Genomic DNA, 13,856 nt, shown 5'->3' on the forward strand with positions numbered 1-13,856 from the left:
CTCACACAATGCCAGTGGCGTAGAAAGTACCGATCACCACGAACACCGCGAGGGTCTTGATAATCGTGATGCCGAAAATGTCCTTGTAGGCTTCGCGGTGGGTCAGGCCGGTGACCGCCAGCAGCGTGATCACCGCGCCGTTGTGGGGCAGGGTGTCCATGCCGCCGCTGGCCATGGCGGCGACGCGGTGCAGCACTTCAAGGGGGATATTGGCCGCATGGGCCGCTGAAATAAAGCTCTCGGACATGGCTGCCAGCGCAATGCTCATACCACCCGACGCGGACCCAGTGATACCGGCCAGCAGCGTCACGGTGATCGCTTCGTTGACCAGCGGGTTGGGAATGCCCTTGAGCCAGTCTGCCAGTACCAAAAAGCCCGGCAGCGAGGCAATTACCGCACCGAAGCCGTATTCCGAGGCGGTGTTCATCGCCGCCAGCAACGCGCCGCTGACCGCACTTTTGCTGCCTTCGGCAAGCTTGCTTTTGATCGCGGAGAAGCCGAACACCAGCACCACGATAATCCCCACCAACAACGCTGCCTGCACCGCCCAGATCGCGGTGAGCTTGGCGATCTCGGTGGTCACCGGCGCGCTCATGCCCGGCAGCGCGAGGCTGTGGGTCTTGCCGTACCACTGCGGGATCCAGTGGGTGAACAGCAGGTTCATCACCCCCACCAGGATCAGCGGCGACAGCGCGATCCACGGGTTGGGCAGCGCCAGGTTTTCGGCGGTTTCCGGCTCATTGCGCAACTCGGTGCCATACCCTTCACCGGCGCGCTGCGCCTTGTTGCGCTGGCGCGCCAGGTAGAGCATGCCGGCGCAGAACACGAAGACCGTGCCGATCAGGCCCAGCCACGGTGCGGCCCAGGCGGTGGTGTTGAAAAAGGTGCTGGGGATGATGTTCTGGATCTGTGGCGTGCCGGGCAGGGCGTCCATGGTGAACGAAAAGGCGCCGAGGGCGATGGTCGCCGGGATCAGGCGCTTGGGGATATTGCTTTGGCGGAACATCTCCGCGGCAAATGGGTACACCGCAAACACCACCACAAACAGCGACACACCGCCGTAGGTGAGCAGGGCGCAGACCAGCACGATCACCAGCATTGCCTGGCGGGTGCCGAGCAAGCGGATCGCGGCGGCGACAATCGAACGGGAAAAGCCCGACAGCTCGATCAGCTTGCCGAACACCGCACCGAGCAGGAACACCGGGAAATACAGTTTGATAAAGCCGACCATCTTTTCCATGAACACCCCGGTAAAGGCAGGCGCGACGGCGGACGGGTCGGTGAGCAGGACGGCGCCGAGGGCGGCGATGGGGGCAAACAGGATAACGCTATAGCCACGGTAGGCAGCCAGCATCAGCAGCGCGAGGGCTGCCAGGGCGATGATTACACTCATGGAGTGTCTCCAGATCGAATTGTTATTTTTGTGGGTGTTGCGGTGGGGAGAGGCTATAGCGAGATGCGTGCCAAGATATTAAGTTGTTGAAATATAAGAATAAATTATTTATTTCTGTTCGCGGTTTCGAATAATGTCTCGAATTTGAGACGGTCGCGAAACAAATGTGGGAGCGAGCTTGCCCGCGAAGGCGCAGTATCAGTCAAAGATACGTCGGCTGAACCACCGCCTTCGCGGGCAAGCCCGCTCCCACAGGAGGCTGTCTTGATAGGGAGAGTGTTGTCTCTGTTTGGAGACTAGGCGATGCCGAGGGCCTGCATCTTTTTGTACAGCGTCGAGCGGCCAAGCCCCAGCCGCTTGGCTGCCTCCACCACATTCCCGCCACAGGCCGCCAACGCCGCCGCAATGATCTGCCGGTCAAAGCGCTCCCGCGCCGCGCTGAAGCTCTCGCCCGCTACCGTCGCCACGGCAGTGCGTTGCACCGGGGTGAAGGTGCCGATGGCTGCGCGAACGTCCTCGGCGTTCAACACCAGGTCATCACTGAGCAACGCCGCCCGTTCCAGCACATTGCGCAGTTCGCGGATATTCCCCGGCCACGCATGTTGCGCCAGCAGCGCCAGGGCTTCGCGATCCAGTTCGTGCTGGCTGCGCAACTCCTCCAGAATCGCTTCGCTCAACGCTGGGATGTCCTCCAATCGTTCACGCAACGGCGGCACCTGGATCGGCAATACATTCAGGCGGTAATACAGGTCCGCACGAAACTCGCCACGCTTGATCGCCGCCTCCAGGTCCATGGACGTGGCGGCAATCACCCGCACATCGCTGTGCAGCATCTCGTTGGAGCCTACCGGCTCGAACTCCTTTTCCTGCAACACCCGCAGCAATTTGCTTTGCAGGGGCAGGGGCATATCGCCGATTTCGTCGAGGAACAAGGTGCCGCCCTGGGCAATCTGGAACTTGCCGGGACGGCCCTTGCGGTCGGCGCCGGTAAATGCGCCCGGCGCGGTGCCGAAGAACTCGGCCTCCAGCAGGTCGGCCGGAATCGCCGCGCTGTTGACGCTGACAAACGCCTTGTGTGCCCGCTTCGATGCGCCGTGAATCGCCTGGGCCAGCAGCTCCTTGCCGGTGCCCGTTTCGCCAAGCAGCAACACCGGCGACTCGGCACTGGCACTGCGCCGCGCACGGCGCTTGACTTCAAGGCTGGCGGCGCTGGTGCCGATAAAGTGCGCGAAGTTGTATTTGCTCTGACGCGAACGCAGCAACGAACGGGTCGAAGCCAGTTCCTGCTGCATGCTCAGGTAGCGTTCGATCAGCGGCGACAGGTTGCGCAGCTCATCAAACAGCGCAAAGCCAATCGCACCAATGACCGCGCCGGCATCGTTGTGGATCGGCAGGCGCATCACCACCAACGGGCCTTTGGGCGTGTCCTGTATATCCAGCAGGATCGGCTGGTCATTGCGCACCACCTGGCGTAGCAGGCTGTTGGAGATCACCTGTTCGCACGGCTGGCCGATGGCCTCGTCGGCGCTTTTCAAGCCGAAACGCTTGGCGTAGCGCTCATTCATCCAGACGATATTCGCGTCGCGGTCGACAATCACCGTGCCTTCACTGGACTGCTCGATGATCTCGAACAGCGACTGGATGGCCAGGCCGCGCACCTGTTGGTAATCCTTGAGGCTTTCGTTGGTGTTCATGCTTATGTCGCCAACACAAAATGGGAGTAGGAGTGCGGTCCTGTGGGAGCAGGCAAGCCAGCTCCCACAGGGGGATGGGTTTACAGGGGGATGTGCGCGGCGGCCAGCAGCTCCTGGGTGTAGGCGTGCTGGGGCGCTTCGAATACCTGCTGGCTTGCGCCGCGCTCCACGACCTTGCCGTCCTTGATCACGATCATGTCATGGGCCATCGCCCGCACCACCGCCAGGTCATGGCTGATAAACAGGTAGGTCAGGCCGTACTTCTCCTGTAACTCACGCAACAGCGCCACCACCTGCTTCTGCACCGTGCGGTCGAGGGCCGAGGTCGGCTCATCCAGCAACATCAATGCGGGCTTGAGTACCAGGGCGCGGGCGATGGCGATCCGTTGACGTTGGCCGCCGGAGAATTCATGGGGGTAACGATGCCGGCTGGCAGGGTCGAGGCCGACGTCCTTGAGCACCTGGATCACTTGCGCGTCACGGTCTGCAACGCTGCACGGCGCATGCACTTCGAGGCCTTCGCTGATGATCTGCTGCACTGTCATGCGTGGGCTGAGGCTGCCGTAAGGGTCCTGGAACACCACCTGCATCTGCTTGCGCCACGGGCGCATCTGCTGATGATTGAGCGGGTCGAGGGCTTCGCCCTGGAAGCGGATGCTGCCGGTGGAGTCGAGCAAGCGCAGGATCGCCTGGCCCAGGGTGGATTTGCCCGAGCCCGATTCGCCGACAATCCCCAGGGTCTTGCCGCGCTGCACACTGAGGCTGATGCCGTCCACCGCGCGCAGGTAGGTTTTGCGCTGGAACAGGCCGCCGCCGAGGGGGAATTGCACGGTCAGGTCGTCAACCTGTAACACGGTCTCGCGCTCCTCGCTGCACAGCGCGTCACCCGCCGGCTCGGCATCCAGCAGCAGACGGCTGTAAGGATGCTGCGGCGCGTTGAACAAGGTCTGGCAATCGGCCTGCTCGACGATCTCGCCGGCATGCATCACGCACACGCGCTGGGCAATGCTGCGCACCAGGTTGAGGTCGTGGCTGATCAGCAGCAACGACATGCCCAGGCGTTGTTGCAGTGACTTGAGCAGCAGCAGGATCTTGCGCTGCACCGTCACGTCCAGCGCGGTGGTGGGTTCGTCGGCGATCAGCAGTTCCGGCTCGCAGGCCAGGGCCATGGCAATGATGATCCGTTGGCGCTGGCCGCCGGAGAGTTGGTGCGGGTAGGCCTTGAGGCGTTCCCGGGGATTCTGGATGCCCACCAGATCGAGCAATTCGAGGATGCGCGCCTGCGCCGCCTTGCCGCCCAGGCCCTTGTGCAACAGCAGGGTTTCGCCGATCTGTTTTTCAATGCTGTGCAGTGGGTTCAGGGACGTCATTGGCTCCTGGAAGATCATTGCAATGCGGTTGCCGCGCAGCTTTTGCAGAGTCGAGGCCGGCGCGCCAATCAGCTCCTGGCCGCGGTACTGGATGGAGCCTGTGGTTTGCGTGCCGGCTTCGGGCAGCAATTGCAGGATCGAGTGGGCCGTGACCGACTTGCCCGAGCCCGATTCGCCCACCAGTGCCAGGCACTCGCCGGGGCGTACGTCCAGGCTCAGCTTGTTCACTACGGTCTGGCCGCTGAAGGCGACGCTGAGGTCGCGGATTTCGATCAGGTTCATCTGCAGTCACTCATGAACGGGGGTCGAAGGCATCACGTAATGCCTCGCCGATAAACACCAGCAGCGACAGGATCAGTGCCAGGGTGAAAAACGCCGTAAGGCCCAGCCACGGCGCTTGCAGGTTCTGCTTGCCCTGGGCGATCAATTCACCCAGCGAGGCGCTGCCGGCGGGCATGCCGAAGCCGAGGAAGTCCAGGGCGCTGAGGGTGGAGATCGCACCGGTCAGAATAAACGGCAGGTAGCTCAAGGTTGCGGTCATGGCATTCGGCAGGATGTGTCGGCGGATGATCTTGGCGTCGCTCAGGCCCAGTGCGCGAGCGGCCTTGACGTACTCCAGGTTGCGTCCGCGCAGGAACTCGGCGCGTACCACGTCCACCAGGGCCAGCCAGGAGAACAGCGCCATGATCCCCAGCAACCACCAGAAATTAGGCTCGACAAAGCCCGACAGGATGATCAACAGGTACAGCACCGGCAGCCCCGACCACACCTCCAGCACCCGCTGGCCGATCAGGTCGACCCAGCCGCCGTAGTAACCCTGCAACGCACCGGCGGCAATGCCGATGGCGGCACTGATCGCGGTGAGCGCCAGGGCAAACAGGATCGAGACCCGCGCGCCAAAGATCACCCGCGCCAGCACATCCCGCGACTGGTCATCGGTGCCCAGCCAGTTCACGGCCGAAGGCGGGCTGGGGGCAGGGCGGGTCAGTTCGTAGTTGGGCGTGTCGTCGCTGAATGGGATCGGCGGGAACAGCATCCAGCCGCCATCCTGTTTGATCAGCTTTTGCACGTAGTCACTGCGGTAGTCGGCCTGGAACGGCAACTGGCCGCCGAACTGCTGCTCGGTGTAGCGCTTGAACACCGGGAAATACAGTTCGTTCTTGAAGCTCAGCACCAGGGGCTTGTCATTGGCGATCAACTCGCCGCCGAGGGTCAGGATGAACAGGCCGATAAACAGCCACAGCGACCACCAGCCACGCCGGTTTTTCTTGAACCGTTCGAAGCGTCGACGGGCCACGGGAGACAGGTTGAACATCAGGCGTTCCTCGCGGCGAAGTCGATACGCGGGTCGACCAGGGTGTAGCAGAGGTCACCAATGAGTTTTATCAAGAGGCCGAACAAGGTGAAGATAAACAGCGAGCCGAACACCACCGGATAATCCCGCGACACCGCCGCTTCGTAACTCATGCGCCCGAGGCCGTCGAGGGAGAAAATCACCTCGATCAGCAGCGAACCGGCAAAGAACACGCTGATAAACGCCTGGGGAATCCCCGAGATCACCAGCAACATGGCGTTGCGGAACACATGGCCGTACAGCACCCGCCGTTCGCTCAAGCCCTTGGCGCGCGCGGTGACCACGTATTGGCGCGTGATTTCATTGAGGAACGAGTTTTTGGTGAGGATGGTCAGGGTGGCGAAACCGCCGATCACCAGCGACGTGACCGGCAGCACCAGGTGCCAGAAGTAGTCGGCGATCTTGCCGACGGTGCTCAGTTCCTCGAAGTTTTCCGAGACCAACCCGCGCACCGGGAACCAGTTCAGCGAGGTGCCGCCGGCGAAGACCACGATCAAGAACATCGCAAACAGGAATGCTGGCATGGCGTAGCCGATGACGATGGCGGTGCTGCTCCACACATCAAAGCTGCTGCCATGGCGCACCGCCTTGCGAATCCCCAGGGGGATCGACACCAGGTAGGTGATCAGGGTGGCCCACAGGCCGAGGGAGATGGTGACGGGCATTTTCTCCAGGATCAGGTCGATCACTGTTTTGCCGCGAAAGAAGCTGTTGCCGAAATCCAGCTTGGCGTAGCTCGTCAGCATCAGCCACAGGCGTTCCGGTGCGGGCTTGTCGAAACCGTATTGTTTTTCGATGTCCTTGATCAGCTTCGGGTCCAGGCCGCGACTGGCCCGGGAGCCGCCGCTGATGCCGTCACCCCCCGAGCCGCCGACCGCGCCGCCGCCGATGCCTTGCAGGTGGGCGATGGCTTGCTCCACCGGGCCGCCGGGGGCGGCCTGCACGATGACGAAGTTGACCAGCAGGATAATCACCAGCGTGGGGATGATCAGCAGCAGGCGCCGTACGATATAAGCAAGCATCAGTGGCGGCCTCCGCGTTTTTGCATCTGCTCGTTTGTCAGCGGTGTAGGGCTGATTTCCCACCAGCTTTCCAGGGCTTCATCGTTTTTCGCCTCGACGGCAGGGCGGCCGAAGCGGTTCCACCATGCGGCGGACGTGCCGGGCGGGTAGTAGTTGGGAATCCACAGGTAATTCCATTGCAGCACCCGGTCCAGGGCGTGGGCGTAGGTGAGCATCTGCGCCTGGGTGTCGGCCTTGACCAGACCCTTGATCAAGGTATCGACCGCCGGGTCCTTGAGGACCATGTAGTTGTTGGCGCCGGGATCGAACGCGGCGTCTGAGCCGAAGTAGTTGTACAACTCCATCCCCGGCGAAGTAGTGACCGGGAAGCCGACCACGATCATGTCGTAGTCGCGCGCCATCATCCGGTTGACGTACTGCGAGGAGTCGATACGGCGGATATTCAAGGTGATGCCGATTTGCGCGAGGTTGCGTTTGTACGGCAGCAGCAGACGCTCAAGGCCGTTCTGGGTGTTGAGGAAGGTGAACTCCAGCGGCTCGCCGTCGGCGTTGACCAGGCGGTCGCCGTCGGGTTTCCAGCCGGCTTCTTCCAGCAGGGCCAGGGCTTGCAGTTGTTTGTCGCGGATCATGCCGCTGCCGTCGGTGACCGGGGCCTTGAACACTTGCGTAAAGACTTCGTCGGGAATTTGCCCGCGCAAGGGTTCGAGGATCGCCAGTTCCTCTGGGGTCGGCGGTTGGCTGGCGGCCAGCGGGCTGTTGGAGAAGAAGCTCTGCTGGCGGATGTACATGTTGCGCATCATCTGCCGGTTGGCCCATTCGAAATCCCACAGCATCGCCAGGGCCTGGCGTACGCGGCGGTCCTTGAACATCGGTTTTTGCACATTGAACACGTAGCCCTGGGCCGGTTGCGGCATCTCCTTGGCCAAATGCGCGCGTTGCAGGCGACCGTCGTCGAGGGCCGGGCCGTTGTAGCCGATGGAATAGCCGGTGGCGGAAAACTCGCGGTTGAAGTCATAGGCGCCGCCGCGCAAGACCTGGCGCGCTACTTCGGTATCGCCGAAATATTCCAGGCTCAGGTGATCGAAGTTGTACAGGCCGCGGCTGACGGGCAGGTCCTTGCCCCACCAGTCGGGGTCACGGGTAAAGGTGATGGTGCTGCCGGAATCGATCTTGCTGACTTTATACGGGCCGCTGCCCAGTGGTGCCTCGTAGCCGCCGCCGTTGGCGAAGTCGCGGGTTTTCCACCAGTGCTCGGGCAGCACCGGCAGGGTCGCGAGGTCGAGGGGCAGGGTGCGGTTTTCATTGCTGGAGAAATCGAAGCGTACCTGGCGCTCACCTTCGACTTCGACGTGCTTGACGTCGGCGAACAGCGTGCGAAAGCCAAGGCGGCCTTGGGTCATCAGCAGGTTATAGGTGTAGCGCACGTCTTCGGCGGTGATGGGCGTGCCGTCGGCGAAACGCGCCTTGGGATTGAGGAAGAAGCGCAGCGACAGGCCGTCTTCGGCGCGCTCCATCTTCTCGGCAACCAGGCCATACACCGTGTAAGGCTCATCCAGGGAGCGCTGGGCCAGGGGCGAATAGAGCCAGCCGTCGACCTGGGACACACCGATGCCTTTGTCGATGTAGGGCAGCACATGGTCAAAGCGCCCGATCTCAATGGCCGAGCGCCGTAGGTTGCCGCCCTTGGGCGCATTGGGGTTGACGTAGTCAAAGTGGTGGAAGCCGGCGGGGTACTTGGCCGGCTCGCCATAGACCGTAAGGTACGGCAGCGGTGCCGCGATCACGGCGCTGCTGGCCAGCAGCAGGGCCAGGGTAGAGCTAAGCAGGGTAGAAAAAGCCAGTCGCATTATCAGCCTTGAACGCCGCGTATAGAAGAATAGGGATTTGTACGCTAACGGCGGCAGCGTCGCCAGTCATCACATGCACAACGGCCCACCAAAAGGCGGGCCGTTGTGTAGGGCATCAGCGCAGACCGGATCAGTCCTGGCGGCTGGTGACTTCCAGCAGGTGGTAGCCGAACTGGGTCTTCACCGGGCCTTGCACGGTGTTGACCGGGGCGCTGAAGACGACGGTGTCGAATTCCTTGACCATCTGGCCTGGGCCGAACGAACCCAGATTGCCGCCGTCGCGGCTGGATGGGCAGCTGGAATTGGCTTTGGCGATTTCTGCGAAATCAGCGCCGCCTTCGATTTGGGCCTTGAGTTCGTTGCACTTGTCTTCAGTGGAAACGAGGATGTGGCGGGCGGTGGCTTTGGCCATGGGGATTAACTCCTTGAATAAAAAGGGTGAGCCTACCGGATTCAGGCGGTTATTTCCCGGCAAAGTTCCGCTGGTGTTCCGACACGCCTGACCAACGCCCCATGCCACCCAACCGCGACCGCACCATGTAGTGAGCGGGCTTGCCCGCGCTGGGTGGCGAAGCCGCCCCAAATCCAGACACCTCAATCTTCCTGACCCACCGCAGCGGACCGCTTGATGTGTCAGGGCAGCACGATGTAGTCGTTGTGCTGCACGATCGGCCGGTGTGGGGCTTGTTCAAGGTGAACATAGCGCCCATCCACCAGATCGATCGGCAGGCAGTCGTCTATATCCATCACGGCATCGGTATGCGCCTGGGCCCAGTGACGCAGCATCTGCTGCTTGCCCAACGCTTTCGCCTCCCGCGCAGTGCGTGCCACAACCAGCACGTACTGATGCGCCTCGCCAAACACGTTGGCTGCATAACCACCGAGGTTGATGAAATACAGGCGCGTGGCATCGGCCTGGGGGGCGAGGTGACTGAGTTGGACCTTCCAGCCATCCACACCGTCTACCGCCATCCACGAATCGATGTGCACGCCCTTGGCGCTGCCAAACCAGGCGTCGCGCAGTTGCGGGTAGGTGGCTTGCAGTGTATCCGCCACGGCGAACACCACATCGTGCACTTCAATCCGGGCCCGTGGGTGCTTGCCCCCGAGCATGACGACAAACAGCATTGCAGGTACTTCCTGGCGACTTGGCAGGCGCCAACCATACTGCGATTGAACCCTTTTGTCCGGCCAATGCCACACTGTTTATCCGCGAACTCATCAGGAGGTTGTCATGCGTACCATTGATCTGGCCGGTGTTCCGGTCCCTGTTATCGGCCAGGGCACCTGGCGCATGGGCGAAGACCCCGGGCAGCGCCGCGCTGAAGTCGCCGCGCTGCAACTGGGGATCGACGAGGGCATGACCCTGATCGATACCGCTGAAATGTATGGCGAAGGCGGCGCCGAAGCAGTCGTCGGCGAAGCCATTCGCGGCAGGCGTGACCGGGTGTTCCTGGTCAGCAAGGTGTATCCGCACAACGCCAGCCACAAAGGCGTGCCGCGCGCCTGCGACGCCAGCCTGCAACGCATGGGCACGGACTACATCGATCTGTACTTGCTGCACTGGCGTGGCCAGTATCCCCTTGAAGAAACTGTCGAAGCCTTCGAGCGCCTGCGCGAAGCTGGCAAGATCGGCCGCTGGGGCGTGTCCAACTTCGATGTGGCAGACCTCCAGGAGCTCGCCGCCCCGGCATGCGCCACCAACCAGGTGCTCTACAACATCGAAGAGCGCGGCATCGAATTCGACCTGTTGCCCTGGTGGCAACAACACCATCTGCCGCTAATGGCTTATTGCCCGATTGCCCAGGGCGGCGCATTGCTGGACAGCAGCACACTCAAGCAGATCGCCCGACGCCATGACGTCACCCCAGCCCAGGTGTGCCTGGCCTGGGTGCTACGCCAAAACGGTGTCATCGCGATCCCCAAGGCCGTTACTCCCGAGCACGTGCGGCTCAACGCCGGCGCCGCGCAACTGGTGCTGGATGAGCATGACCTGGACGCAATCGACCGGGTGTTTTGCGCACCCCAGCGCAAGCACCCGCTGGCGATGGTCTAGTCACGGCTGCCGTCCCTGGCGGCCGCGACCCGCGACGTCAGCCGGAGACTGGTGTGCGCCAGTCATCCGAGCCAGAGGTGCCGGCCACTTCGTGGGTCCAGACGATCTTGCGATAGGTGAAATACACGTCCTCCAGATGGGTGAAGTGCGCATTGGCCGGGTCCTGGCAGTTCGGCATGCGCGACTGGATGTCGACGATGGTCGCGCCTTCCAGCTCGATGGTGAAGTAGTGCTCCTGGGTGCCGGCCGACGAGGTGCGGAACCACTCCAGGCGACATTTGACCTCTTCGCCGCCAGTGAGCGCACTGAAGAGCAGCGGTGACGACTTGTCGAAGATCTTGCTGATCATCAGCGGTTTGTGCACGCGCTGGCCGGTCGGCTGGCCGGACTGTGGATCACGGGGAATGATCACCTGATGGGCGAACGCCTGGACCAGGATCTGATCTTCATGACCTTCCTGGTAAATGTTACCTACCGAGTCCTGGGTAAACGTGCCTGCCGTAATCAAACCTTGTTTGACACCGGTGATGGAGAGATACGCGGGTGTTGGCATGACGGGTTTCCTTGCCTGATGGTTGAGGTAGTTCCACCCGACAGACGGTGCCGGGTGGGCAGGGCTCTATAACAAGAAACGTGCCTGAAAGTGTGTGAGCCAATGAAATATGGCTGGAGCGGTAAGTTGCGGGTTTTCTTTTAGTCAGTATGCGAAATTTAAGTCGGATTAGTTGCGCGTAAGTGCGCAATTAATTGCTCATGTTGGCGTCTCTTGGATTTGCTTGAAGTGCGCATGAATAACGCCAGGCTTACACGTTTGTGCTGCGCAAATTGCTGCGCAGGCCTTGATTTTTGCGGTGTGTAGGATATTCCTTAACTCTTGATTGGTTGCTTGCTGAACGTTTTATGCATGGCTAAGGTTTGCTGACTTCGCGGCGATCGAGCGAAGTTAATGTGGCGTGCTACTTTGTGCGATAAGTGCAATTAGTTTGCCAGCCCTGCTTCTGACGGTCATGTATGGCGGCCCATGAACTATTCCGATAAGTGCCTCGACTATTACCTTGAACTTGCACGTTCACCTTGCTCGCAAACGAGTTTTGCCGGCAGTGATATGCGTTATTCAAGCGAATATGAAGCGCTGGAGTCAGAACTGGCCAAGTTGCAGTCGATGCACGGCACCCGCCAGCCGGACTGGCAGAAAGTCCGCGAGATCAGTGAGTGCCTGTTGCGCGAGCATTCAAAGGATGTGCGCGTCGCGGTGTGGCTGACCTGGGCGCTGCATGAGTGCGAATCCTTCCCGGGGTTGCTCGCCGGCCTTGGGCTGCTGCGCTATCTCTGCGAGCAGCATTGGGTCGAGGTGTTTCCCGCCAAGCCACGTACGCGTGCCGCCGCCTTTGCCTGGTTGGTATTGCGTCTTGAGCCGCTGTGTCTGCAAAACCTGCCACTGGCCCAGCAACGCCCGCTGTTTCAAGCGATCCTCGAACACCTGACGCGACTCGATGAACTCTGGGCCGGGCACTTGGGGGATGACGCACCGATGTTGCTGCCGTTGCGGCGGCAACTGTCGGAGCACCTGGAGCACGCCACACAAGGCGCACCGGCACCCGGCGCGGTGGCGGGGGTGATCGCCCAGCTCAAACAGGCCACCACCCAATTGCTCGCCCCCGAATCCACCATCGACAGTGAAAAAGACGCACACAAGCGCCTGCGCACGTTACAGGATCAGGCCCGACCCCTTTGCGCCTGGTGGTTGCGCCAGGACGCCACCGACTTGCGCGCCCTGCGCCTGAGCCGAGCCATGGCCTGGCTGACCCTGGTCGGCTACCCGGACGCCAATAGTGAGCGCATCACTAGCCTGCGCGGCCCGGCGCCGGACAAGCTCCAGCGCTACCAGGAGCGCTTCGCCCAAGGGCACTACGCCGATTTGTTGCTGGAGCTGGAAGCCAGCCTGGCCACCGCGATGTTCTGGTTCGATGGCTTGCACATGGCCTGGCAGTGCCTCGCCGCGTTGCAGGCCGAGCTGGCGATGAGCGAGCTGGAGGTTGACTTTGCCCAGTTGCTCAAGCGCCTGCCGGACCTGCCCCAACTGCATTTTCACGACGGCACAGCCTTTGCCAGCCGCGCCACCCGCGACTGGATCTCGCTGCATGTCGAACGTCACTTGCGTCAGCCCGCGCCGCCCAAAGTGCTCGTCGACGCCACGGCGCAACCGTGGGAAGCCGCGTTGCAGCAGGTCATGTCGATCCTGCGCAAGGACGGGCTCAAGGCCGCCGTCAGCCAACTCAACCAAGGTATGCAAGCCGCCACCAGCGAGCGTGAACGCTTCCAGTGGCGCCTCGCCGTGGCCCGCTTGTGTGTGCTGGCGGGCAAGCACGAGCTGGCAAAAATCCAGCTCGAACAGCTCGATCAGGAACTGCAACACGCCGGGCTGGAGCGCTGGGAACCGGCGTTGGCCCTGCAGGTTGCGCAATTGTTGTACCGCTGTTGCGACCTGTTGCCACAAAACCAGGCCGTGCGCGAATGCAAGGAAGACAGCCATCGCAGGCTGTGCCGTTTCGATCTCGAAGCGGTACTTGAATAGGCTTTCAAGCCACAGGAAAAGGAGAAACACCATGGCCAAAGAAGGTTCGGTTGCACCCAAGGAACGCATCAATATCACGTTCAAACCGGCGGTTGGCGGCGCCCAGGAAGAGGTTGAACTGCCGTTGAAGTTGCTGGTGCTGGGGGATTTCACCCGACGCGAGGACCTGCGCAAGCTGGAAGACCGCAAACCCATCGGCATCGACAAGAACACCCTCGACGAGGTGCTCGCCAAACAGGCCTTGAGCCTCACCCTCAGCGTGCCCAATCGCCTGCAAGACGACGCCGACGTCGATGAACTGGCGATCCAGTTGCGCATCAATGCGATGAAAGACTTCAACCCCGCCAACCTGGTCGAGCAGGTGCCCGAACTGCGCAAACTGATGGTCCTGCGCGAAGCGTTGATGGCGCTCAAGGGCCCGTTGGGCAACACCCCCAGTTTCCGCAAAGCCATTGAGCAGGCTCTGGCTGACGATGATTCCCGCGCTCGGGTATTGGCAGAGCTGGGATTGAACAGCGCCCACCCGTGACTCTTCAGTAAAAGGA

Annotated in this window: 12 protein-coding genes; 3 read left to right on the forward strand and 9 right to left on the reverse strand. The window is 61.7% G+C overall.

The annotated features are described in order from the left end of the window. Window position 1: 1 nt before the first annotated feature. The 8 genes from IB241_RS24890 to IB241_RS24925 all read right to left on the reverse strand — a co-directional run bounded on the left by IB241_RS24890 (window position 2) and on the right by IB241_RS24925 (window position 9,808). A complete protein-coding gene (locus tag IB241_RS24890) occupies window positions 2-1,393 on the reverse strand; it encodes a GntP family permease (protein ID WP_192300832.1) in 1,392 nt (463 codons plus the stop codon). Between the two features lie 296 nt (window positions 1,394-1,689). Next, window positions 1,690-3,087 carry a sigma-54 interaction domain-containing protein gene (locus tag IB241_RS24895; protein ID WP_192300833.1) on the reverse strand — a complete coding sequence of 466 codons (1,398 nt, stop codon included), beginning with the start codon at window positions 3,085-3,087 and terminating at the stop codon, window positions 1,690-1,692. Window positions 3,088-3,167: 80 nt separating this feature from the next. Continuing rightward, entirely contained in the window at window positions 3,168-4,739 is a 1,572-nt protein-coding gene (locus IB241_RS24900; RefSeq protein WP_192300834.1) for an ABC transporter ATP-binding protein, read from the reverse strand. 10 nt (window positions 4,740-4,749) lie between these two features. Next, a complete protein-coding gene (locus IB241_RS24905; protein ID WP_192300835.1) occupies window positions 4,750-5,772 on the reverse strand; it encodes an ABC transporter permease in 1,023 nt (340 codons plus the stop codon). Then, window positions 5,772-6,833, reverse strand: a complete 1,062-nt coding sequence (locus IB241_RS24910; RefSeq protein WP_192300836.1) for a microcin C ABC transporter permease YejB — start codon at window positions 6,831-6,833, stop codon at window positions 5,772-5,774. Before IB241_RS24910 ends, IB241_RS24905 begins: the two co-directional genes overlap by 1 nt. After that, the gene (locus IB241_RS24915) at window positions 6,833-8,680 is read right to left on the reverse strand and encodes an extracellular solute-binding protein (protein ID WP_192300837.1); all 1,848 of its coding nucleotides are present in this window, start codon (window positions 8,678-8,680) and stop codon (window positions 6,833-6,835) included. The genes IB241_RS24910 and IB241_RS24915 overlap by 1 nt, the downstream gene beginning before the upstream one ends. Window positions 8,681-8,810: 130 nt before the next feature. Continuing rightward, a complete protein-coding gene (locus IB241_RS24920) occupies window positions 8,811-9,092 on the reverse strand; it encodes a peptidylprolyl isomerase (protein ID WP_010210937.1) in 282 nt (93 codons plus the stop codon). Between the two features lie 221 nt (window positions 9,093-9,313). After that, complete coding sequence (locus IB241_RS24925) at window positions 9,314-9,808, reverse strand: DUF1543 domain-containing protein (RefSeq protein ID WP_192300838.1); 495 nt, start codon at window positions 9,806-9,808, stop codon at window positions 9,314-9,316. 106 nt (window positions 9,809-9,914) lie between these two features. Here IB241_RS24925 and IB241_RS24930 point away from each other — a divergent pair, with 106 nt between their 5' ends. Next, the gene (locus IB241_RS24930; protein ID WP_192300839.1) at window positions 9,915-10,736 is read left to right on the forward strand and encodes an aldo/keto reductase; all 822 of its coding nucleotides are present in this window, start codon (window positions 9,915-9,917) and stop codon (window positions 10,734-10,736) included. 37 nt (window positions 10,737-10,773) lie between these two features. On the opposite strand, the gene IB241_RS24935 is transcribed toward IB241_RS24930, so the two are convergent. Further along, on the reverse strand, window positions 10,774-11,289 hold the full coding sequence (locus IB241_RS24935) for an Hcp family type VI secretion system effector (protein WP_192300840.1): 516 nt from the start codon (window positions 11,287-11,289) through the stop codon (window positions 10,774-10,776). Between the two features lie 468 nt (window positions 11,290-11,757). On the opposite strand from IB241_RS24935, the gene tssA reads away from it, so the two are divergent. Both tssA and tssB read left to right on the forward strand, forming a co-directional pair. After that, window positions 11,758-13,311 carry a type VI secretion system protein TssA gene (gene tssA, locus IB241_RS24940; protein WP_192300841.1) on the forward strand — a complete coding sequence of 518 codons (1,554 nt, stop codon included), beginning with the start codon at window positions 11,758-11,760 and terminating at the stop codon, window positions 13,309-13,311. Between the two features lie 31 nt (window positions 13,312-13,342). Next, window positions 13,343-13,840, forward strand: a complete 498-nt coding sequence (tssB, locus tag IB241_RS24945; protein WP_192300842.1) for a type VI secretion system contractile sheath small subunit — start codon at window positions 13,343-13,345, stop codon at window positions 13,838-13,840. The last annotated feature ends 16 nt before the right edge of the window (window positions 13,841-13,856 follow it).

The organism is Pseudomonas sp. PDM05 (assembly GCF_014851685.1).
Taxonomy (GTDB): Bacteria; Pseudomonadota; Gammaproteobacteria; order Pseudomonadales; family Pseudomonadaceae; genus Aquipseudomonas.